The following is a 23,098-nucleotide window of genomic DNA, read 5'->3' as shown; positions in this document are numbered from 1 at the left end:
CCGGTGAAGCGCACTTCACGCGACATCCGCACGGCGAACCGCTACGAGGTGCTGCGCCAGATCATCGCCGCGTCGCCCACCTCCCGGCAGGAGCTGGCGGCCGCCACCGGCCTCAGTCTCGCCACGGTCGCCACCCTCGTGGGCGAGCTGCTCGACCTCCGGATGATCACGGAGGTCGGGTTCGAGGACTCGGCCGGCGGTCGCCCCCGGGGGCTCGTGGCCGTCAACGCCTCCGGTGGCGCGCTGATCGGCGTCGACATCGCGGAGACGTACGTGCGGGTCGAGCTGTTCGATCTCGCGCTGAACGTCCTGGCGCGCGCCGACGAGGACATGCGCCCCGGCGAGAGCCGCCCCGAGCAGGTCGTCGGCCATGTCGCCGCCGCCGTCGGCTCGGTGGTCGCGCAGGCCGGGGTGGAGGGCGCCCGGGTGCTCGGCGTCGGGGTGAGCGTGCCGGGGCAGGTGGACCGGGACACCGGCGTCGCCGAGTACGCGCCCAACTGGGACTGGCACGATGTGCCGCTGCTCGATCTGCTCGCCGAGCACATCGCCTACCCGCTGTACATGGACAACCCGCTGCGCGCGAGCGCCGTGGCCGAGCTGTGGTTCGGGGCCGCGCGCGGTCGCGGGGACGCCGTGGTGGTGAACCTCGGCACCGGTGTGGGCGCGGGGCTCCTGCTCGGCGGCGGGCTGCACCGGGGTGTCAGCAACAGCGCCGGGGAGTGGGGCCACACGACGCTCGTGCTGGACGGGCGGCTGTGCCACTGCGGCAACCACGGCTGCGTCGAGACGTATGTCGGTGCGCCCGGAATCATGGTGAACCTGCGGGAGCTGGCCGCCGACAGCCCTCTGCTGCACCCGGAGGACCAGACGGCGACGATCGACGCGCTGGCCCGCGGGATCGCGGCGCAGGATCCGGTGGCGCTCAAGGTGGTCCGGGACACGGCCCGTTATCTGGGCGCCGGGATCGCCGACCTGGTGAACCTGTTCAACCCCGAAGTCGTCGTGCTCAGCAGCTGGGTCGCCGCCGCGCTCGGTGAACCGCTGCTGCACGAGGTGCGCGAGGCCGTCGCCCGGCACGCGCTCAGGCGGCCGCTGGCCGCCACCGAGATCGTCCTCTCCGCCATCCCCACCGACCCGGTGTGCCTGGGCGCGGCGACGTTCGCGCTCGAAGGGGCGCTCCAGACCGTGGGCCAGAGGACTGCCGCAAAACGCACCACCCCCGCAAGGAGCCGTACCGCACCACCTTCGTGACGACGGAAGGGATGCACGTGACTCTCCCCCGCAGGAACCCCCACCCCCGTAGATCCGCATCGCTGACCGCCGCTGCCGCACTGGCTGTGGCGGGCCCTCTCATATCCGCCCCGACCGCGGGCGCCGCCGGCACCCCGGCCGCCGAGGTCTCCCCGCACGCCGCCCAGGCCATCGACAACATCGGTGCCTCCGGCGCGTGGTGGGTCAACGATCTGAAGAACTTCGACCCAAAGGTCCAGGCCCGGGTCGCGAGGCTGCTGTTCTCCGCCGGCGGCCTCGACCTCAGCGCGTACCGCTACAACATCGGCGGCGGTGGGACGGGCGTGACCTATGCCCCGCGCGCCGCCGAGGACTTCCTGGGCGACGACGGCACGTACGACTGGAGCAAGGACAAGGCGGGCCGTACGTTCCTGTACGCCGCCGCCAAGTACGGCGTCGAGGACCTGATCGGCTTCGTCAACACCGCGCCGGCCGCGTGGAAGACCAACGGCAAGAGCTGCGGCGGCTATCTGAAGGCGGAGAACGAGCAGGACTTCGCCAAGTACGTCGCGGACGTCACCGACCACTTCGCGAAGCAGGGCGTGAAGCTCGACTACATCAGCCCCTTCAACGAGCCGACGAACAGCTTCGACTCCTGCGGCCAGGAGGGCATGCTCGTCGACGTCCCGCAGCGCGACGACATCGTGCGGGCGCTGGGCGCCGAGCAGCAGGCCCGGGGGCAGAGGACCGGCATCATCGCCGACGAGTCGACCAGCACGGTGAAGTTCAACGACGAGGTCCCGCGCTGGATCCATGAGCCGGGCACCGCCCAGTACGTCGACAAGCTGGCCCACCACACCTACGACAACCCCTCCGACGCCAACCGCGCTAAGGTGTACGAGACGTCGAAGTCGGCCGGCAAGACCGCCTGGTCCACGGAGGTCTGCTGCTTCGGCAAGGGCGGCACGGGCTGGGCGCAGGAGTACGACCCGACGATCGACGGCGGTCTGAACCTCTCCCGGATCATCTACAAGGACTTCGCGACCGCGCACGACTCGGCGTTCCACTGGTGGGTCGCCCTGTCGGAGATGATCGGCTCCGACCCGCTCGCGAAGAACGACCAGGGCTGGAACGACGGCCTGATCTACTACGACCCGAACTACGCCACGAACGGCAACCAGACGCTGTACTTCACCAAGCGCTACTACGCGCTCGGCCAGTACAGCAAGTTCGTGAAGCCGGGCTCGGTCATGCACGACGTGACGGGGCTGCCGGAGGGTGTGGAGGCGTCCGTGTACGACCGGGGCGGCAAGTGGGTGGCCGTGGTCAACAACCACAACACCACCGACACGGCCCTGGACCTGCACTTCAACAGCAGGTCGCCGCTGCGCGCGACCCAGGCGGTCCGCACGTCGGCCGACGAGAACTGGGCGAACGTCGCGAAGCCCGCGGTGAAGGGCGGCACCATGTCCGCGTCGCTGCCGGCCCGCTCCATCACGACGTACGTCCTGGACCAGACGCCGTACGGCGCCACCACGGCCGTGACCGGGGCCTGGCAGGGCGAGCAGTCGGGCAAGTGCCTGACGGCGGACGCCTCGGGTGCGGTGATCGGCGCCTGCACGGGCGAGGCCGGGCAGTCCTGGTCGTACAACGGGCGGGGTGCGCTTCTGGGCGTGAACGGCTATCTGACGGTGGGCGGTTCGGGGCTCGCGGCCTCCGCCGACTTCACGGGTGACGCCGGGCAGCGGTGGCTGCTGAACTCCAACGGGCAGATCGTCAGCGAGGCGTCCGGCAAGTGTCTCGACGTCGGCGGACAGGCGACCGCCGACGGCAGCAAGGTGGGCGTGTACACCTGCAACGGCGGCACCAACCAGGCCTGGTTCCGGCAGTAACTCCCCTTTCGGGCAAGGGGGTTGCGGGCCGTCCACGCGACGGCCCGCAACCCCCTCACGTCCGGTATCCCGAACGTTGCGCAACGCTTCGTGCCGACTTCGTCCAACCCCTTGCCGAAGCCTTAGCCGAAGGTTAACGTCCCGCACCGCACCCCCATTTGAGCCATCTGGCGCCGAGCCGCTCCCTCTGGGGCCGAGCGCCGCAGCCGCACTCGAGACAAGGACGTCACCATGTCGGCATCGAGCAACAGCAACTTCAACCGCCGGACCGTACTGCGGGCCGCGATGGGCCTGGCCGCCGCCGGCGGGCTCGCGGCGTGCGGCGGCAACAACGGCCGTGGGGGCGGGTCCGGTTCGGGCAAGAGCCTCGTGCAGTACTTCCACGCGTACGGCGAGGCGGGCACCGAGCAGGCGATCAAGAAGTACGCGAAGGCGTACAAGGACGCCGACGTGACCACGCAGTGGATCACCGGCTCCAACTTCGAGCAGAAGCTGTTCGCCGCGCTGCTCACCGACAAGGCGCCCGACGTCTTCGAGTTCCACCCGCAGATCCAGCTCATCAAGAGCGGTCAGGTGGCGGACCTGACCGACATCATCGAGCCGGTCAAGAGCGACTTCAACCAGGCCGACATCACGTCGCACACGGTCGACGGCAAGATATACGGCGTCCGGATGATCGACGACCCGCAGTTCTTCTTCTACCGGCCCTCGCTCTTCGAGAAGGCGAAGGTCGAGGTGCCCACCACGCTGGAAGAGCTGATCGAGGCCGCCGACAAGCTCACCACCAGCAAGGTCAAGGGCGCCTTCCTCGGCAGCGACCTCACCCCGGTCCAGCACAACCTGATCTGGTCGGCCGGTGCCGACACCCTCACCGCGGACAACAGGCCCGCCTTCAACACCGACGCCGTCGCCGACGGCCTGAAGCAGCTGCGCTCCCTGTTCACCAGCGGCAACCTGCTGCTCGGCGCCCCCACCGAGTGGTGGGACCCCTCGGCCTTCACCCAGGGCCTGACGGCGATCCAGTGGTGCGGCATGTGGGCCATTCCGGCCATGCAGCAGGCGCTCGGCGACGACATCGGCGTCTTCCCCTTCCCGAAGGTCGGCTCGGCCGGCAAGGAGTCGGTCTACAACGGCGGCTGGTCGATGTTCGTCAACGCCAAGGGCAAGAACGTCGAGGCGGCCAAGGAGTACGTCAAGTGGCTGTGGCTCGACCAGAAGGAGTACCAGGAGGACTGGGCCACCTCGTACGGCTTCCACATCCCGCCGCGCACGTCCCTCGCGGAGTCCGCGACCAAGCTGAAGTCCGGTCTGCCGGCGGACGGCGTGAAGCTGTTCAACGAGTTCGGCCACTTCGACAACATCGGCTGGACCCAGGCCATGATCGCCTCGTTCAACGACGTGATGGCGAACTCCGTGCGCAAGGACGGCGACCCCAAGGCCCAGCTCGCCGCCTGCGAGAAGAAGGTCGACGCCGAGCTCCAGAAGCTCTTCGGATAGGCCGCCGGACGGATCTCGACATGTCGACCACCACCTCACGCGAGGTCGCCTCCCCCGCCCCGGCCAAGGTCTCCAAGGACCGGCCGCGGCGGGGCCTGAGGGCGTCCAGCACCCTCAACTTCTGGCTCTTCACCGGTCCGTTCCTGATCGGCCTGGTGATCTTCGTCTTCGTGCCCATCGGCTGGAGCATCTATCTCAGCTTCTTCGAGGCACGCTTCACGGTCACGCCGAGCGAGTTCGTCGGCTTCGACAACTACAAGCAGATCCTCACCGACACGGACTTCCTGAACTCCCTGGTCACGTTTACCGTGTTCGCCGCGTTCATCGTGCCGGCCACCTGGGCCATGTCGCTGGGCCTTGCGATGCTGGTCAACCGGTTGCGGTTCATGCGGGCGTTCTTCCGTTCGGTGTTCTTCCTGCCGACCGCGGTCAGCTATGTCGCCGCCTCGCTGATCTGGAAGATGTCCCTCTTCAACGGCGTCCGTTTCGGCCTGGCCAACACCGTCCTCGGCTGGTTCGGCATCGACAACATCGCCTGGCTCGCGGTCCCCGACCCGCCCTGGTACTGGCTGGTCATCGTGACCGTACGCCTGTGGCTGCAGTCCGGCTTCTACATGATCCTGTTCCTGGCGGCGCTGCAGAACATCCCGCGGGAGCTGTACGAGGCCGCCGCCATCGACGGCGCCAAGCCGGGCTGGCAGACCTTCCGGTACATCACTCTGCCCCAGCTGCGTGCCACCTCGACCGCGGTGATCCTGCTCCTGCTGATCGCCGCCTACCAGGCCTTCGACGAGTTCTTCAACCTGCTCTCGAAGGCGACCTGGGGCCAGCCCCCGCTGGTCGAGCTGTACAAGATGGCTCTCGGCGAGAACCAGAACTACGGTGCGGGCAGCGCGGGCGCGGTCGTGCTGACCCTGCTCATCTGCGTCGTCACGCTCTTCCAGGGCAAGATCATGGGCTTCGGAAGGGGTGAGGAGTCCAAGTGAGCACCAAGAGTGGCAAGGGTGTACTCGGCAACACCGGGCTGTGCGTCGCGACCGGCGTCGCCACGTTCCTCTTCCTGATCCCCTTCTACCTGATCGTCCGCAACGCCCTGATGACGGACCCGGAGATCACGGGCGAGGAGTGGACGTGGTTCCCCACGGACATTCAGTGGGGCAACATCACCGAGCCGTTCGACGACGTCACGGTCGACTTCGCCCGTGCCCTGTGGAACTCCGTGGTCGTCGCTGTCCTGCACACCACGGGCATCCTGCTGATCTGCTCGATGGCCGGATACGGCCTGGCCCGCATCCCGTACAGGCACGCCAACAAGGTGTTCTACGCCGTCCTGGCGACCCTGATGGTTCCGACGGCCGTCACGTTCGTGCCCAGCTTCGTCCTCGTGTCGTCCCTCGGCTGGGTGGACAGTTACCGAGGTCTCATCATTCCGGGCCTCTTCAGTGGTTTCACCTGCTTCCTCTTCCGGCAGTACTTCCTCGGGTTCCCCAAAGAACTGGAGGAGGCGGCACGCGTGGACGGGCTCGGCCACTGGGGCGCGTACTGGCGTGTCGTGGTGCCGAACTCGCTGAACTTCTTCGCGGCGATCGCCACGATCACGTTCATCAACGGCTGGAACGCCTTCCTGTGGCCGCTGGTCATCGGCCAGGACCCGAGCGCCTGGACGGTCCAGGTCGCGCTCTCGTCGTACATGACGAACCAGACCGTCAACTACCACCTGATCTTCATGGCCACGGCCATTTCCATCCTGCCCCTGGTGTTCGTGTTCCTCTTCCTCCAGCGCTGGCTGGTACAGGGGATCGCACAGACCGGAATCAAGGGCTGAGCAAGGAGACAGATGTCTTTCCGCACTACCCGAACCGTCGACTACGTAGAGGACGTCTCCCCGGGCCGCGGGGCCCTCCCGCCCCGCGCCTGGTACGCCGCCTCGGATGCGAAGTCCCTGTCCCTGGGCGGCGACTGGCGCTTCCGGCTCTCGGCGACCGCCGACGCCGAGGACGACTCCTTCGCCGCCGAGGGATACGACGCCGGGGGCTGGGCCGAGGTCACGGTCCCGGGACACTGGGTCCTGCAGGGCGACGGCGGCTTCGGATCACCCATCTACACCAACCACCTCTACCCCTTCCCGGTCGACCCGCCGCGCGTCCCGACCGAGAACCCGACCGGCGACCACCTGCGCGTCTTCGACCTTCCCGACGACTGGCCGGCCCCGGACGACGGCGGCGCCGTCCTGCGCTTCGACGGCGTCGAGTCCTGCGCCCGCGTCTGGCTGAACGGCACGGAGCTCGGCGAGTTCAAGGGCTCGCGTCTGCCGCACGAGTTCGCGGTCGGCTCGCTGCTGAAGCCGGCCGGCAATGTGCTCGCCGTCCGTGTGCACCAGTGGTCCGCGGGCTCGTACCTGGAGGACCAGGACCAGTGGTGGCTGCCCGGCATCTTCCGTGACGTCACCCTGCTGCACCGGCCGACGGGCGCGGCGGGCGACTTCTTCGTGCACGCCTCCTACGACCACGCCACGGGCGAGGGCACCCTGCGCGTCGACTCCGACGTCGACGGGCGGGTGTCCGTGCCCACCCTCGACATCGATGTCGCGACCGGCGAGCCGGTGACGGTCCCGGTCGAGCCGTGGTCGGCGGAGACGCCCAAGCTGTACGACGGCGAGCTGATCACCGCGGGGGAGCGCGTGCCGCTGCGCATCGGCTTCCGCACGGTCGCCCTCGAAGACGGTCTGATCAAGGTCAACGGCAAGGCGGTCCTGTTCAAGGGCGTCAACCGGCACGAGTGGCACCCCGAGAAGGGCCGCGCCCTCGACCTGGAGACCATGCGCGAGGACGTGCTGCTGATGAAGCGGCACAACCTCAACGCCGTGCGCACCTCGCACTACCCGCCGCACCCGGCCTTCCTGGACCTGTGCGACGAACTGGGCCTCTGGGTCATCGACGAGTGCGACCTGGAGACCCACGGCTTCACCGAGCAGGGCTGGCGCGACAACCCCGTCGACGACGACCGCTGGACGCCGGCCCTGCTGGACCGCGCGGCCCGCATGGTCGAGCGCGACAAGAACCACCCGTCGGTCGTCTTCTGGTCGCTGGGCAACGAGGCGGGCACCGGGCGCGGCCTGACCGCGATGGCCGAGTGGATCCACGGCCGGGACACCTCGCGGCTCGTGCACTACGAGGGCGACTGGAACTGCCGGAACACCGACGTCTACTCGCGGATGTACGCCTCGCACGCGGAGGTCGAGCGGATCGGGCAGCACCTGGACGGCGGCCCGCACGCCCGGCGCGACCTCCCCTTCATCCAGTGCGAGTACGGGCACGCGATGGGCAACGGCCCGGGCGGCCTCGCCGACTACCAGCAGATCTTCGAGCGGTACGAGCGGCTCCAGGGCGGCTTCATCTGGGAGTGGATCGACCACGGCATCAAGCATCCCGAGCTGGGCTACGCCTATGGCGGCGACTTCGGCGAGGAGCTGCACGACGGCAACTTCGTCTGCGACGGGCTGATCTTCCCCGACCGGACGCCGTCGCCGGGGCTCCTCGAGTACAAGAAGGTGATCGAGCCGGTCCGTATCGAGGGCGCCGGCGCGGACGGCACCGTACGGGTGACGAACGCGTACGACTTCGCCGATCTCTCGCACCTTCGCTTCGAGTTCTCCTACCAGGTGGACGGCATGCCCACGGGGGCGCACACGCTCACCGTGCCGCCGCTCGCGCCGGGTGAGTCGGCGGAGGTCAAGCTGCCGGCGCCCGCCCCCGACGGCAACGGCGACGAGGTCCAGTGGACGGTCCGGGCGCTGCTCGCCGAGGACACCCCCTGGGCCGGCGTCGGCCATGAGGTGGCGTGGGCGCAGCGGACCGTCGCGCCGCGTGCGGCCCTCCCCGCGGCCACGGGTGCGGAGCCCACGGCCGACGGCGACCGGATCGTGCTCGGCCCGGCCGCCTTCGACACCCGTACCGGGGCGCTGCGGTCCATCGGCGGGGTGGATGTCACCGGTCTGCGCCTGGACGTGTGGCGCGCGCCCACCGACAACGACGAGGGCGCGTCCTGGCAGGACGACGCGCGCTACGGCTCGCTGTGGCGGGGGCTCGGCCTGCACCGGATGCGGCACAGGCTCGACGGCGTGGACGCGGACGGCGACGCCCTGATCGTGACGACCCGGGTGGCGCCCGCGGCCCGGGAGGTGGGCCTGCGTACGGTCTACCGCTGGACCAGCGACGGAACGCGCCTGCGCCTCACCGTGTCGGTCACTCCCGAGGGCGACTGGAAGGTGCCGCTGCCCCGGCTCGGCGTGCGGTTCGGGCTGCCGGCGGTGTCCACCGGGATCGTGTCCTGGTTCGGCAGCGGAGGTGAGGCGTACCCGGACACCAAGGCCGCGGCCAAGGACCTGCTGTGGGACGCCGACATCGAGGAACTCCAGACGCCGTATCTGCGCCCGCAGGAGAACGGCGCCCGGTCCGATGTGCGCTGGGCGCAGCTCGGCGGGCTGCGGATCGACGGCGAGCCGGAGTTCTGGTTCAGCGCGCGGCGCTGGACGACCGAGCAGTTGGACGCCGCCCGGCATCTGAGCGACCTCACGCCGGGCGACACGGTCTGGGTCAACCTCGACCACGGCCAGCACGGCATCGGTTCGCAGTCCTGCGGTCCTGGTCCGCTGCCGCAGTACTTCCTGAAGGCCGAGCCGGCGGAATTCTCGTTCGTGTTCTCGCCCGCCGAGTGACACACGTCAGTTCAGCGGCCGGCACAGAGCAGGGGTGAACGGATGACACCGGTGCCCCGCCCGGCGTGTCACGCCAGGTGGGGCACCGGTGTCCGGTGGGCCGGCGGACCCGTCGGGGTCTACGGGCAGCTGATGCGCGCGTCCCCGGGGTCCGTCGTGCAGATGTCCGTGCCCAGGCCGCCGTTGGCGGTGTCGTTGGCGGTGACGTTGTCGATGGTGTCGAGACGGTCGTTGCCGGAGTTGCCGAGCAAGGTGTCGTTGCCGGGGCCGCCGTTGAGGGTGTCGTTGCCGGAGCCGCCGTCGACGCGGTCGTTGCCGAAGTTGCCGTACGCCGTGTCGCTGCCCGAGCCGGCGTTGATCGTGTCGTCGCCGCCCAGGCCGCAGATGACGTCAGTGAAGAAGGTGCCGGTCATGGTGTCGTTGCCGCTGGTGCCGATGCGGGTGCAGCCGCGGGCGTTGTTGACCGTGGTGGGGGCCGTCGTCGTGTTGTTGGCGGTGTCCGGGTCGGACTGCGCCGCGCTCACGGTGGCCCGGTCGGTGAGGGTTCCGGTGGCCCTGGGTTCGACGACGACCGTCACGGTGGTGCGGGCGCCGGCGGCGAGGGTGCCGAGGGCGCAGGTCGCGCCGGTGGCGGAGGTCGTGCAGGTGCCCTGGCCGGGGGTGGCCGAGATGACGGTGGCGGCGGGGCCGGTGACCGTGTCGGTGAGGGTGACACCGGTGGCCGAGGTCGTGGTGCTGTTGTTGGTGACGGTCACGGTGTAGGTGGCCCGGTCGCCGATGCTCACCGCGCCGGTGCCGGTCTTGGTGACCGACAGGTCGACTCCGGCGGGCGGCGGGGGCGGAGGCGGCGGGGTGCCGACGCCGCCGAGGTAGCGGGCCATGACGCGCAGGCCGTTGAAGCCGCTGTTACCGAAGGCGACGACCTTGCCGTCGGACTGGAGCGCGAGGGCGTTCAGCCGGTCGCCGGAGCCGAAGTCGGTGGTGGTGCGGCCGCCCGTGCCGAAGCCGGTGTCGAGGGTGCCGTCGGCGTTGAAGCGGGCGAGCAGGAAGTCGCCGGCCTGGCCGGCGCCGCCGGCGACGATGCGGTCGTCGGGCTGGAGCACGAGGTCGTTCACGCCGGCTGTGCCGCCGAAGTCGGTGGTCGCGACACCGCCGGTGCCGAAGGTGAGGTCGCGGCTGCCGTCGAGGTTGTAACGCACGAGGGCGAAGCGGTCCGCGCTCTGTCCGCCGACGATGATCCTGCCGGTCGACTGCACGGCCACGGTCTGGCCCCAGTTGTAGCCGCCCAGGTCCGTGGTCACCTTGCCGTCGCCGCTGAAGGTGGTGTCCGGGCTTCCGTCGGCGTTGTATCGCGCCACGGCGAAGTCGAAGGCGGTCGCCCCCGCGTAGCCCGCCATGACGATCTTTCCGTTGGGCTGGAGCGCCAGGTCGTGCGCGACAGCGCCGCCGCCGCCCGTCTCGGAGAACGAGGTCATGGTCACGCCGTCACCGCCGCCGAAGGCCCCGTCCGGGCTCCCGTCGGGCAGGTACCGGACGACCGCGAACCAGCCGCCGGCGAAGGCTCCGGCGACGATCTTCCCGTCGGGCTGCACCGCGACTCCGGCCGCGTCCTCGGCCCCACCGGCCAGGCCGGGGCTGACCCATCCGTCGCCGCCCCCGAAGGACGTGTCGACGCTGCCGTCGGAGTTGTAGCGGGCCACCGTGAACCAGCAGCAGCCCGCGAACTCGTCGTCGGTCTCCTGGTGACGGCCCACCACGACGATCTTCCCGTCGGGCTGGACCGCCACCCCCTGGGCCGCGTCGTCGCCGCTCTCGAAGTCGGTCAGCACCTCACCGTCGCCCCCGCCGAAGGAGGTGTCGACGCTGCCGTCGGGGTTGTGCCGCGTCAGGGCGAAGTCGGTGGCGGCCGGGCCCTGCTCCGAGCCGACCGAGACGATCCTGCCGTCGGGCTGGACGGCCACGTCCTCGCCCTCCGCGTAGGTGGTGGTGGCGATGCTGACCCGGCCTCCGGTGCCGAACGTGGTGTCCAGGTCACCGGGTGCGGCGTACGCGCCGTGCGGCAAGGCGACGACGAACGCCAGTGCCATGGCCAGGGAGGCCAGGGCACGTGTTGCTCCCCGTAGGGAATCAATGATGAACATGGCGCCAGCGTCCGGATGCGCACACGGTGCCGATCGACGCCTGGCCAGCGAATCGGCTTAGTGGGCCGCAGAGTTCCACCCTGCGGGGTAACCGCTCCGACGATATGACACACGAGGCGGGTCGGTCAGGTCCGGTGCCCGGAGCGCCGTATGGGCGTGAAGAGCGCGGCGCCGGCGATCAGTACGCAGCACGCGCCCGCGACCAGGGCGACCGGGGCCGTACCCCGGCGTTCCGCGGCCCAGGTGAGGACGGCCGCGCCGATCGGGGCCGCGGAGTACTGCAGGGTCCAGAAGGCGGAGGTGACCCGGCCCAGGAGCGGTTCCGGGGTGACCTCCTGACGCAGCGACATGGAGCAGGTGCCCGCCATGCCGACGCAGGCCAGGAAGGCCGCGGTCAGGGCCGCGACGACGGGGACGTCCCGCGCCCAGCCGAGCCCGGCGAAGGCAAGGCCGCACACCGCGACCGAGCCGGTCCAGGTCGCTCCGAAGCCGAGCCGGCGGCGGACCCGGGCCACCAGCAGGGCGCCGGCGATCGTGCCGAGCGCGCCGACGGCCATGACGGTGCCGACCGCGCCGTCGTCGTGGCCGAGGTCGTGCTTGAGGTGGTAGATGACCAGGTCGGTGAGGCCGAGGGTGAGGAAGCTGAAGACGAACAGCAGGGCCGTCAGCGCGCGCAGCACCGGGTGGCCGCGCAGGAAGGCGATCCCGGTGCGCAGATCCCGCCACAGTCCGGTCCGCTCCGGCGACTTACCGGGCCGCTCACGCAGTCGTACGAAGACCAGGCACGCGGCGGAGACGCCGAAGCTGGCCGCGTCCACGCCGACGGCCGTGGCGGGGCCGGACCAGGCGGCCATCAGGCCCGCGCACAGCGGCCCGAGCACGCCGGCCGCGGCGGCGGTGGCGTTCAGCCGGCCGTTGGCCTCGGTGAGCTGCTCGGTGCCGACCAGGCCGCGGACGACGGTGACATAGCCGACGGCGAACAGCATGCCGACGGCCTCGCACAGGGGCAGCACGACATACAGCAGCCAGATCTGCGGCCCGAACAGCCAGACCAGCGGGACGATTCCGTACAGCGCCATGCGCACGAGGTCGCAGCCGATGAGCAGCTTGCGCCGGTCGACGCGGTCCACGACGGCCCCGGCGAACACCGCCGCCACGACCGCCGCCGCCCCGCCGACCGCCGTGAGCAGGCCCATGCGGGCGAGCGAGCCCGTCGCCTGGAGCACCAGCAGGGGCAGGGCGATCAGGGCGAAGGAGTCGCCGAGGACGGAGAGGGTCTGCGCGGCCCAGAAGATCCCGAAGTCCCGTTGCCGCCACAGCGGGCGGGCGGGGTCGTCCGGGGGCGGCCCGGGAGGTCTGCGACGTCGGTCGGCTTCGCCGTGGCGTTCCGCCTCGTACGTCACCCGACCCCCCGTCCGAAACCCGACTCCGTAACCCCGGCCAGCCTACGATCCGCTCAGTGGTCGGCGCAGCACGGGGTGGGATCCGGGACCTCGAAGGGTACGAGGGTGCCGCCCACCGCCGGCATGGCGGTCAGGACGAGTTCGTCGTTCTGCCAGCCGGGGCGGACATGATCGCCCGTCACCAGTAAGGCGTCCGGGGCGGGTTGGCCCGGAGCGCCCAGAACCGTCACGCGGTCGATCGCCGAGCGGGACAGGACGTCGGCGATCGTCAGCGTGCCGGTCAGCGCGGCGACGCCCGGGTAGAGGACCGCCCGGCCGACCGCGTCCGGGATCCCCGGCGACACCTCGTGGCCTCCGGCCGCGAGCCGCTCCTGGGCGGTACGCAGGAGCGACTCGGACGGGAGGGTGAGGGAGAGAGCGACGCGCGGGCGCTCTCCCCGCACCAGGTGGGTGCAGCCGAACACGCCCTCGGGGAGGGCGAGTTCGGCCGCGAGGCCATGGAGCAGGTGGTCGGCCGCGCGAAGATCCCGGACCCCTGCGTCCACGGTCAGAACGTACGGGGTCACGAGGGCAGGACCCACACCGGGTTGGAGTAGAACCACAGGTCGCGCCACGGGTCGGCGTCACCGACGACGTCGATGGCCGGGCCGGCCGGGTCCACGGCGGCGCCCATCGGCCCGACGCCGCCCCGGTTGCCGTCGGTGCCGCGCACGCGCACGTAGACGGGGCGGTCGACCTTGCCGAGGTCGTAGGTGAGGCGGACCGTGCCGCTGGACTTGTTCACCTCGTAGGACTTGACGACCTTCGCCGTCGGCGCGGTGAACGTGTCCTTGTCGGCGACCGGACCGGTCACATCGCCCTGGATGACGTCGACACGGGCCAGCTTGGGCACGAAGCCCGCCCAGTTGGCCCCGCCGGCCATCGCCACGTCGACCGTCAGCGTCACGTTGGTGCCCTTGCGGACGTGCAGCGCGCCGCCGAGCGTGGCCCAGCGGTACCCGCCGCTCACGCGGACGTCGAGGGCGCTGAGCAGCCGGCCGTGGTCGACCCAGATGCGGCCGGCGCGGATGCCCTCCATGACGGCGGCGTAGGAGAAGCCGTCGGAGCCGACGTGCGTACGGCTGTACTGGCCGGGCCAGTAGTCGCCCTGGGCGATGTCGATCTGGCCGCCGTAGACCGGGTCCGGGTAGCGGCCGTCGGTGTCGAAGTTGCCGCCGGTGCCGCGCGCCGCGGTGTCGGCGTAGACCTGGTGGGAGTCGGAGTTGGCCGTGATCCACCACGGCTTGCCCTCGGCGAGCAGGCTGTCCCACAGGCCGCCGACGGTCGCCGTCATCCAGTCGAAGCCGCCCCAGGTGCGGTAGCTCTCCAGCGGGAAGCCGGCGAAGGAGTTGGCGCTGGGGTTGTTGTCGTAGATACCGCGGGCGCGGCCGGGACCCATGGGGGCGGGCAGGCCGGCGGCCTGGTGGCCCGGGGCGCCCTCGAAGCCGATGGCGATCTGGCGGGTGCGGCCCGCGTCACGCCAGTTGCGTATCTCGTGCGGGGAGTCGACACCGCGCCGCGCCGGGTGGTTGGCGAGCATCAGCGCGTCCTTGACCTTGCGGCGCTGGACCTGCTCGGCGAGGAAGTTCAGGCCGGCGACGGCGAGGGCCTCGTTGGTGGGCGTCGAGTCGGAGGCGCCCTTGACGCTGCCGTCGTAGTCGGTCTCGAACTGCTTGAGGACCGAGACCTCGTTCTGGCCGGGGTGCACGAAGACGGTGCCGTGCTCGGCGGCCGGGATGTTCCACTCCAGGCCCTGGAAGACGAGGGTGTCCTCGTAGGCGGCGCGGGCCGCCCGGATGTCCGGGTTGACCTTCTCGACGCCGATCTTGGCGTGGGTCGTGCTGCCGTGGTCGGTGATGACCAGCCAGTCCATGCCGTGCTTGGCGCCCTGGCGGACCTGGTCGACGACGCGGTACTTGCCGTCGCTGCTGTACTGGGTGTGGATGTGGTGGTCACCGGCCAGCCACAGGAAGCCGTTGCTCCGGCGGCCGGCGGAGGCCGGCGCCTCGGTGGCGGAGGCGGAGGTCGCGGCGGCGGCAGCGGTCGGCGCGACGACGCTCGCGGCGGCCAGACCCGCGCCCAGCAGACCGGCCCGGCGCAGCAGGGTACGGCGCGACTGCTGCTCGGGGGTCAGGGCCTCGTCGGGCACGGAGGGGTCGAAGGCGGCGGGCAGAGCGGCTGCCGCGTCGTGCGAGTGGTCGTGGTCGTGTCCGTGGTGGTGATGGCCGTGCGCGTGCCCGTGTCCCATGAACGCCTCCTGGGATGCCGCTGCCTGCCGGCGGCTGCCTTCTGCGGCGCTGTTGCGCCGCCTGTGGAGGATCAAGGCGAAACATGAACATTGAACAAGCGGCGCGTGGCCACGGAGTGCCACCGACGCGGCGGAACGCCGCGACTCTCACAGTTTCCTCAACTGCCCTTGTACGTCACCCGGGTTGACACCGAACCTGAGCAGCGCTCACCTTCAGGATTCAACTTCTTCGTCACCCACCGGAGACACCCCCACCATGAGAAGACTGATCGGCACGCTCGCGGCGGCCGCGCTGGCCCTCACCGGCCTCACCGCCACCGCCGCCACCGCCGCCACCCCCGCGGCGGCCGCCACCTCCGGCTCCTTCAACGTCCTGACGTACAACATCGCGGGCCTCCCCCTCGGCCTCGGCGACAGCGACCCCGAGACGAACACCCCGCTCATCGGGCAGCGGCTGGCGCCGTACGACATCGTCAACGTCCAGGAAGACTTCAACTACCACGCCTCGCTGTACGCCAACGACACCCACCCCTACCGCACCGCGACCAGCGGCGGGGCGGCCTTCGGCGACGGCCTCAACACCCTCTCGGACCACGCCTTCGAGGACTTCGAGCGGGTCAAGTGGAACAACTGCACCGGCACCAACTGCCTGACGCCGAAGGGCTTCACGCTGGCCCGGGTGCGCCTGGCCGAGGGCGTGTTCGTGGACGTGTACAACGTCCACACCAACGCCGACTCCGACGACGCGGCGCTCGCCGCCCGACGCGCCAACGTCGAGCAGCTGTCGGACTTCATCCAGGCCAACTCGGCCGGCAACGCGGTGATCGTCATGGGCGACACCAACACCCGCTACACGCGCACCGGCGACAACATCCGCACGCTCGTCAGCGAGAACGGCCTCACCGACGCCTGGGTGCAGCTGGTCAAGGGCGGCACTCCCCCGGCGGCGGGCAGTGACGCGCTGCTGTGCGACGCGACGGCCCCGGCCAACGACTGCGAGGTCGTGGACAAGGTCCTGTACCGCGGCAGCGAGCTGCTGGCCCTGAACGCCACCCGGTACAACAACGACTGGGCGAAGTTCCTGCGTGCGGACGGCAAGCACCTCTCCGATCACTTCCCGCACACGGTCGACTTCTCCTACACCCTCGACTCGTCCCTCAACGCGAGCGACTTCTTCGGCGGCCCGCACGGCACGGCCTTCAACGACGCCGACGACCTGCCGGCGACGCCCGCGCCCCGCACCCTGACCCTGCGCGGCGCCTCCCGCCTGGACGCGGTGTCCCTGACCCACGACGGCGGCACGGCTCTCACCCACGGCGGCTCGGGCGGCACGGCGACGTCCCTGACCCTGGCCTCCGGCGAGCACCTCACCGCCGTCAAGCTGACGCAGGGCCAGAAGGACGGGCGTACGCGGATCTTCTCCGCCGCCTTCACCACGGACAGGGGCCGCACGCTGTCCGCCGGTACGGCGACGTCGGACACGAAGACCTTCTCGGCGCCGTCCGGGTGGCAGATCGTCGGGTTCACTGGGCGGGCCGGCGACGAGATCGACAAGCTGGGGGTGCTGTACGCGCCGATCGGGTGACGGTGCGAGACTTCCCCGGTGACACCGGAGGCTCTTGGACCGTACAACCGCCGGGTTCGCCTGGTCGTCGAGGTCCGTGACGACCAGGACGAACTGGAGCTGGCGAGCGGGGTGTTCGGCGCCCAGGGGTGGGGGGTTCGGCCCGCGCGGGCCGCGGACTCGGTCACCGTGGACGACGGGTACGCGGGGCTGATCGTCGAGATCCCGGTCCACGGCTCGCGCTGGACCGCGAGGTCGACGGCCGTGGAGCAGCTCACGACGCTCGCCAAGCGGCGCAAGCTCGACCTGTGGGTGCGCGAGAGCAAGCTCATCCCGCCCAAGTCCGCCCAGGCACAGACCGTCTACCACGTGCACCGCAAGGTGCCGGACGACGCGGGGCCCGTCCTGCGGTGGCTGGCCGAGCACTGGACGGCCGTCGGCGGGCTGGACATTCGCCACACGCTGCACCTGCGCGGCGAGTACTCCGACGAGCAACGGACGCAGGTGCTCGCGGAGTTGGAGACCCGCAACATCGGCGGGCCGCCGTTCGATCCCGGCACGCACGACATACGCCGGGCGATCGGGCCCCGGTCCGACGCCGGGTCGACGGAACGCCGTCGCGAGGCCGGCCGGGTCGCGGTGATCAGCGTCATCGTGCTGGCCTGCGTCGCGAGCGGCGTCCTCCTCGGCGCGCTCGGTTCCCCGTGGCGTCTCACCGCCCTGCTGGTCCCCGCGGCCATCTGCTGGCCGACGGGCGCATGGCTGACCTCGAACGCACCCCATCCGAAGCTCATCCGGCTGGGCTGCGGCGTCGTCCTCACGGGCAGCGCGACGTTCGCCGGCTGGATGTGGGGGCGCTCCGAGGACGCGGGGCTGTCCGGGATGCTCGCCGGGCTGGGCATGGTCCTGGGCCTCGGGCTCACGGCCTTCGGGCTGTGGTACGCGCTGAGCGCGTCCTGGTTCAGCCGCAACGTGCAGTGGTTCCTCCCCGTCCTCGCCGCGCCGCTGCCGTTCGTCATGCCGTGGGTCGGGGCGTTCCTGCACGCCGTCTACCTGGAGGACATGTTCGGGATCCCGGCCGACGCGGTGCATGTGGGCTTCTACTGGCAGTACGTCGTGGCCCTGCGGCCGCTGGTCGTGGCCGTGCTGTTCCTCCTGGGGCTCGTCGCGGTGGCCGGCTGGGCCCGGCACTTCAACGTGCAGGCACCCGTCAGCGCGTTCTTCCGTCTGATGCTGGTCCTGACGGGGCTCGTGGCCGTCCTGACCGTGGTGCAGATCGCGCTCGACGACGTGGAGAAGTCCGCCGACCGGACGATGCGGGCGGCAGCCGCGGGCCACCGTCCCCCCGGCTACTTCGGCCTGCACCCCGAACTCGTCTGCGTCAAACCCCTCGGCGCCGAGACACCCGTCGTCAACGGCCCGGTCCCGACCGGACACCCGGTGATCTCGTTCCAGCCGAGCGGCGACACCGTCTGGCTCTGGGACCCCTCACCGTCCCGAGGAAAGGACACCTACCGCCACGCCCTGCGGGTGCGGGCCGAGGACGTGGAGTTGGTGGTGGCGGACGGCGGCCGCTGCTCACGCTGACCGGCGGCCCCCTCCGCCCCAACGCCCCCGCGCCGCGTCAAGGCCCTCCAGCAGAGCGCCCCCGCTCACTCGCTCCGCAACACCTCCGCGATCGTCAACCGCCCGGCCCTCCGCGCCGGGACGAACGCTCCCAGCACCGCGATGACCAGCCCCGCCAGGGCGAGTGCGGTCAGGGCCGGAGCCTGCCACACGTCCGTCATGTAGGCGGGCAGGGCGATGTCCACCGCGTCCGCCATGCGGGGGATCACCAGCTCGTAGCCCGCCACGCCCAGCGGGATGCCGAGCAGGGAGCCGATCGCGCCGAGCACCGCCATCGACGTCACGGACATCACCGTGACCTGGCGCGGCGTCATGCCGATGGACTTCAGCATGCCCAGGTCGCGCCTGCGGTCACGGGTGTTGAGGACGACCGTGTTGAATACGCCGAGGGCGGCGACCACGGCGAGCATCACGGTGAGGGCGGTGGCGGAGCCGACGATGGTCTGCGTGACGGAGTTGGAGCCCCGCACATCCGGGGAGATCCCGGGGTCGGCGGCCCGTGCCGCGCGGGCGTAGGCGGTCGGGTCGGTGCCGTCCCGGAGCGCGACGTGGTACGCGATGGGCTTCTCGTCCGGGGCCAGCGCCGCGAGCGTGGGCCAGTCGGCGACCACCACCCGGGCGTTGCTCTCCATGAACTCCCCGACCACCAGCACCCGTTCGGTGCGATCACCCTTCTCCAGACCGACCCTGTCGCCGACGCGTACACCGTTCTGGCGCAGGAAGGCCGACCCGGCCACGATCTCGCCGCTCGCGCGCATCCACCGGCCGTCGGTGAGTACGCCGCCCAGTTCGAGCCGGTCGCCGCGGCGGCCTTCGAGGATCACCGGATGCGCACTGCCCGCGAGGCGTACGTCGACGGAGGCCCGGGCGGTGATCCCGGTCGCTCCGGGCAACCCGCCCAGCAGCGAATGGAGTTCACGGTCGTCGTGCTTCGGCAGGACCTCCTTGCCGTTCTTGAAGTTGGAGGCGTACACCGTCACTTGATAGGCGTCGCGCCCGGCGTTCCCGAACCGGTCCATCGTCGTCGCGAGGCCGGTGGCGAACGTCACCGTGGTCACCCCGAGGACCACGGCGGCCAGCGTCAGGACGCTTCGGCCCGGCCGGGCGAACGGCAGGCCCACGCCCAGGCTCACCGAGCGCGGCAGCCTGCTGCCGGCCAGCCGGCGCTGGATGCCCAGAGCACGGCCCGCGCGTGGGGCGCTGCCCGCGCTGATCGCCCGTGCCGCCGACATGCGGTGGGCGCGCAGCGCGGGGGCCAGCGCGGCGAGGAGGCACACGGCGGGCATGCCGAGCAGGGTGACCGCGTTCACCCAGGCGGAGACGGAGACGCTGCCGTGGAACACCCCCGCGTCGGGCCCCGAGAACACGAACTCGAAGAAGAAGCCCGCCAGCAGGTTTCCGGCAGCCGTGCCGAGCGCGCACCCGGCGACCGCGGGCACGGAGATCATCGTGAGGTAGACGGCGACCACCTGCCCCGGCGTGAAGCCGAGCGCCTTGAGTACCCCGATGTGCCGGAACCCGGAGATCACCGCGCCGCTGACCACGTTGGCGATGATGAGCACCGCCACCGCGATGCCGAGGATTCCGAAGGCCATCAGATAGGGCGTGTACGCCCGCGCCGAACTGCTCACCTGGTGTTTGAGGGTGAGATAGGACCGCGAGGCGGTGAGCGCGTCCGCCGGGAGCCCCTCGGTCACGGTGGACAGCTGTGCGCGCAGCCGGTCGTCCGAGGACGCGTCCGGGAACCGGAACAGCATCTGGGTGGCCGTCGGCCGCAGCGCGTCGATCTGCTCGGGCGCGACCCAGGCGTCCGCCGTGCGGCTCAGGTCGAAGGCGAACCCGACGACGGTGAGGGCGGGGCCGCCGGGGGGCATCGGGAGCCGCTTGCCGAGGTCGTCCGGGGTCCAGTCGGACTGCCGGTTCAGCACGACCTCGCCGGGCCGGGTGGCCCAGCGTCCCGCCCACAGATCCAGCCGGTCGACGGGGCCTTCGGGGTCGGCGCGGCCGACGACCGTGATCTCGGATCCGACCCCGAAGTGCATGCCGGCGTCCGGCAGTTCGACCGTGGCCTGCGCATAGGGGCCCGCGGCGGCCTCGACGCCGGGCTGCCGGGCCGCCTGCGCCAACCGCGCCTGCGAGACCTTCGCCGGGTCGAACACGGCGACCACATGAGGGCCGCGCTGCTTGCCGAAGGCCTTGTCGAAGGGGGCGGAGGCGGCGTCGAGCAGGCCGAGGGCGATCACCATGGCCACGGTCGAGGTCAGGGTGACCAGCGCGATGACGAGGGTCTGGAGTCTGCGCCGCCGTACCGCCGCGCGCGCGGCGCGCCACACGGCCCTCATGCGGACGGCTCCAGGGTGTGCTCGCCGGTCACCCGTCCGTCGGCGAACTCGATCAGGCGGCTCGCGCAGCGCCGGGCAAGATGCTCGTCGTGGGTCACCAGGATCAGCGTCTGACCGATCTGGTTGAGGTCGAGCAGCAGATCCATGACCTGTTCTCCGGAGCGGCTGTCCAGGGCGCCGGTCGGCTCGTCGGCCAGGAGCAGGGCGGGGCGGTTCATCAACGCCCGTGCGACGGCGACGCGTTGGCGCTCTCCGCCGCTGAGCACGGCGGGGTAGGCGCCTCGCCGGTCGGCGATGCCGAGCTCATCGAAGAGCTCCAGGGCGCGGCGGCGTGCCTGCCGGGCCGGGGTTCCGGTCAGCTGGGCCGCCAGCGCGACGTTGTCGAGTGCCGACAGGTCGTCGATCAGGTTGAAGAACTGGAAGATCATGCCGATCCGGCGCCGCCGGTACAGGGCGAGCCCCTTCTCGCTCAACTCCCCCACACTCTCCCCGTGCACGACGACCGCGCCACCCGTCGGCCGGTCCAGGCCGGCGATCATGTTGAGCAGCGTGGACTTCCCGCACCCCGAGGGTCCCATCACCGCGACCGCCTCCCCCGCCCGGATCTCCAGCGACACCCCGGCCAGCGCCGTCGTCTCGCCGTATTCCTTGCGCACGCCGTCGAGTCGTACGACGACCTCTCCCCTGCTGTCCTCGACTGTCATGGGCAGGACGCTACGAGGCGGACCCGGCCCGGGCATCCCTCCCCGGGTGGCACATCGCCGGGCGCCTCATCCTCCGGATGCAGGGCCTGCGTCTCCCGGCCGATGCGTACGCGGGGAATCGTCTGCCAGGGTGAACCCCATGGGGGACTGGAATCCGGGGTGGGTTGCGGCGGCGTTGGCGTACGCGGCCGTACTGGTGCTGGGCGTGGCGCTGCTGCGGACGCGGCGCCACTGGCGGGATGCCGTAGGGGAGCGTGGCTGGCTGCTGGAGCGGGAGCGGGAGAGCGCGGCCCACGCGGCGGTCGCCGCCGAACGCGACCGTATCGCCCGCGAGTTGCACGACATCGTCAGTCACAACGTCAGCCTGATGGTGGTCCAGGCCGGCGCCGCCCGCGAGGTGCTGGGCACGATGCCGGACGAGGCCGCGGCGGCGCTGCGCGCGGTGGAGGACGCGGGGCGGGGCGCGATGACGGACCTACGGCATCTGCTGGGGGTGCTGGCCCCGTCGCCGAGCGGCGAGGACGACGACACGGCCGACGACCCGAAGGCGTACGACGCCCCCGCCGCCGACCTCGCCCCGCAGCCGGGCATGGACCGGCTCGGCCAACTCGTCGACCGTGTCTCCTTCGCGGGGCTGCCGGTCGAGGTCCGGATCTCCGGCGAACCCCGCCCGCTCCCGCAGAGGATCGACGTGACGGCGTACCGCATCGTCCAGGAGGCGCTCACGAACGCGCTCAAGCACGGCGACGGAGGAAAGGCCGAGGTCACGGTGCGCTACGCGGATCACGCGCTGCGGGTGGAGGTGCTGAACACCGGGCCGAGCGTGCTGACCGGCGGGGCACCGACGCGGCCCCGCCCCGTCGCGCGGCACGGGGCGGGCACCGGCCGCGGCCTGCTGGGGCTGCGGGAGCGCGTCGCGGTGTACGGCGGGGACCTGGACGCCCGACGGCGCCTCGGGGGCGGTTACCGCGTCCGGGCCCGCATCCCCCTGGACCGCCCGTGACCGAGCCCGCTCCCCGCGTCCTGATCGTCGACGACCAGACCCTGATCCGTACCGGCTTCCGGCTGATCCTGACCGCGCGCGGCATCGACGTGGTCGGCGAGGCGGCGGACGGCGCGCAGGCGGTCTCGATGGCACGCGAACTCGTCCCGGACGTCGTGCTGATGGACATCCGCATGCCGAACCTGGACGGTCTGGACGCCACCCGCCGCATCCTCCAGCACGCCCCGCACTGCCGGGTGCTGATGCTGACGACCTTCGACCTGGACCGCTACGTCTACACGGCCCTGTCGATCGGAGCGAGCGGCTTCCTCCTCAAGGACGTCACCCCCGAGCACCTGGCGGCGGCCGTACGCCTGGTCAGCACCGGCGACGCCCTGCTGGCCCCCTCCATCACCCGCCGCCTCGTGGAACGCTTCGCCGCGAACCCCGCCGCCCACGCACCCGCCGTCCCCGCCGACCTGACGTCCCTCACCCCCCGCGAACTGGAGGTCCTGACCCTCCTGGGCCGCGGCCTGTCCAACACGGAGCTCGCCGCCCACCTCACGCTGAGCGAGGCCACGGTGAAGTCCCACGTGGCCCGCATCTTCGCCAAGCTGTCCCTTCGCGACCGCGCCCAGGCCGTCGTCCTGGCATACGAGACGGGACTGGTCCGGCCGGGCCGAGCCCCCGAGCACTAGCATCACGCCTAGTCA

The 23,098-nt window shown here is 71.2% G+C and carries 16 protein-coding genes; 10 read left to right on the top strand and 6 right to left on the bottom strand.

Annotated elements, in window-relative coordinates:
• Positions 1–3 precede the first annotated feature (3 nt).
• The 6 genes from OG254_RS37630 (at position 4) to OG254_RS37605 (ending at position 9,336) form a co-directional block, all read left to right on the top strand.
• Positions 4–1,251 carry an ROK family transcriptional regulator gene (locus tag OG254_RS37630; RefSeq protein WP_351186050.1) on the top strand — a complete coding sequence of 416 codons (1,248 nt, stop codon included), beginning with the start codon at positions 4–6 and terminating at the stop codon, positions 1,249–1,251.
• A gap of 11 nt (positions 1,252–1,262) precedes the next feature.
• Positions 1,263–3,122: a glycoside hydrolase gene (locus OG254_RS37625; protein ID WP_405591025.1), complete on the top strand. Its 1,860-nt coding sequence runs from the start codon at positions 1,263–1,265 to the stop codon at positions 3,120–3,122.
• Positions 3,123–3,353: 231 nt separating this feature from the next.
• Positions 3,354–4,619: an ABC transporter substrate-binding protein gene (locus OG254_RS37620; RefSeq protein ID WP_405591022.1), complete on the top strand. Its 1,266-nt coding sequence runs from the start codon at positions 3,354–3,356 to the stop codon at positions 4,617–4,619.
• A gap of 20 nt (positions 4,620–4,639) precedes the next feature.
• Positions 4,640–5,605: a carbohydrate ABC transporter permease gene (locus tag OG254_RS37615; protein WP_405591019.1), complete on the top strand. Its 966-nt coding sequence runs from the start codon at positions 4,640–4,642 to the stop codon at positions 5,603–5,605.
• The gene (locus tag OG254_RS37610; protein WP_405591016.1) at positions 5,602–6,444 is read left to right on the top strand and encodes a carbohydrate ABC transporter permease; all 843 of its coding nucleotides are present in this window, start codon (positions 5,602–5,604) and stop codon (positions 6,442–6,444) included. Before OG254_RS37615 ends, OG254_RS37610 begins: the two co-directional genes overlap by 4 nt.
• 12 nt (positions 6,445–6,456) lie before the next feature.
• Positions 6,457–9,336 carry a glycoside hydrolase family 2 TIM barrel-domain containing protein gene (locus OG254_RS37605; RefSeq protein ID WP_405591014.1) on the top strand — a complete coding sequence of 960 codons (2,880 nt, stop codon included), beginning with the start codon at positions 6,457–6,459 and terminating at the stop codon, positions 9,334–9,336.
• Positions 9,337–9,455: 119 nt separating this feature from the next.
• Here the strand turns inward: OG254_RS37605 and OG254_RS37600 are convergent, their stop codons facing one another.
• From OG254_RS37600 to OG254_RS37585, 4 genes are all read right to left on the bottom strand, one after another.
• Entirely contained in the window at positions 9,456–11,477 is a 2,022-nt protein-coding gene (locus tag OG254_RS37600) for a calcium-binding protein (protein WP_405591012.1), read from the bottom strand.
• Between the two features lie 125 nt (positions 11,478–11,602).
• Positions 11,603–12,880, bottom strand: a complete 1,278-nt coding sequence (locus tag OG254_RS37595; protein ID WP_405591009.1) for an MFS transporter — start codon at positions 12,878–12,880, stop codon at positions 11,603–11,605.
• Positions 12,881–12,933: 53 nt separating this feature from the next.
• Positions 12,934–13,425: a hypothetical protein gene (locus OG254_RS37590; RefSeq protein ID WP_405591006.1), complete on the bottom strand. Its 492-nt coding sequence runs from the start codon at positions 13,423–13,425 to the stop codon at positions 12,934–12,936.
• A 17-nt stretch (positions 13,426–13,442) separates the two neighbouring features.
• Complete coding sequence (locus tag OG254_RS37585) at positions 13,443–15,167, bottom strand: PHP domain-containing protein (RefSeq protein WP_405591003.1); 1,725 nt, start codon at positions 15,165–15,167, stop codon at positions 13,443–13,445.
• Between the two features lie 256 nt (positions 15,168–15,423).
• Here OG254_RS37585 and OG254_RS37580 point away from each other — a divergent pair, with 256 nt between their 5' ends.
• On the top strand, positions 15,424–16,752 hold the full coding sequence (locus OG254_RS37580; RefSeq protein WP_405591000.1) for a jacalin-like lectin: 1,329 nt from the start codon (positions 15,424–15,426) through the stop codon (positions 16,750–16,752).
• Positions 16,753–16,770: 18 nt separating this feature from the next.
• Positions 16,771–18,318 carry a hypothetical protein gene (locus OG254_RS37575; protein ID WP_405590998.1) on the top strand — a complete coding sequence of 516 codons (1,548 nt, stop codon included), beginning with the start codon at positions 16,771–16,773 and terminating at the stop codon, positions 18,316–18,318.
• Positions 18,319–18,383: 65 nt separating this feature from the next.
• Here the strand turns inward: OG254_RS37575 and OG254_RS37570 are convergent, their stop codons facing one another.
• The gene (locus OG254_RS37570) at positions 18,384–20,699 is read right to left on the bottom strand and encodes an FtsX-like permease family protein (RefSeq protein ID WP_405590995.1); all 2,316 of its coding nucleotides are present in this window, start codon (positions 20,697–20,699) and stop codon (positions 18,384–18,386) included.
• Entirely contained in the window at positions 20,696–21,403 is a 708-nt protein-coding gene (locus tag OG254_RS37565; RefSeq protein ID WP_405590992.1) for an ABC transporter ATP-binding protein, read from the bottom strand. The genes OG254_RS37570 and OG254_RS37565 overlap by 4 nt, the downstream gene beginning before the upstream one ends.
• A gap of 139 nt (positions 21,404–21,542) precedes the next feature.
• Between OG254_RS37565 and OG254_RS37560 the strand changes: the two genes are divergently transcribed.
• Positions 21,543–22,406, top strand: a complete 864-nt coding sequence (locus OG254_RS37560; protein ID WP_405590989.1) for a sensor histidine kinase — start codon at positions 21,543–21,545, stop codon at positions 22,404–22,406.
• The gene (locus tag OG254_RS37555; protein ID WP_405590986.1) at positions 22,403–23,083 is read left to right on the top strand and encodes a response regulator; all 681 of its coding nucleotides are present in this window, start codon (positions 22,403–22,405) and stop codon (positions 23,081–23,083) included. The genes OG254_RS37560 and OG254_RS37555 overlap by 4 nt, the downstream gene beginning before the upstream one ends.
• Positions 23,084–23,098: the final 15 nt, after the last annotated feature.

The sequence above is a fragment of the Streptomyces sp. NBC_01092 genome (assembly GCF_045039535.1).
Classification (GTDB): domain Bacteria; phylum Actinomycetota; class Actinomycetes; order Streptomycetales; family Streptomycetaceae; genus Streptomyces.
Note: the sequence above shows the minus strand (reverse complement) of the source record. Positions and strands in the feature narration are given on the sequence as shown.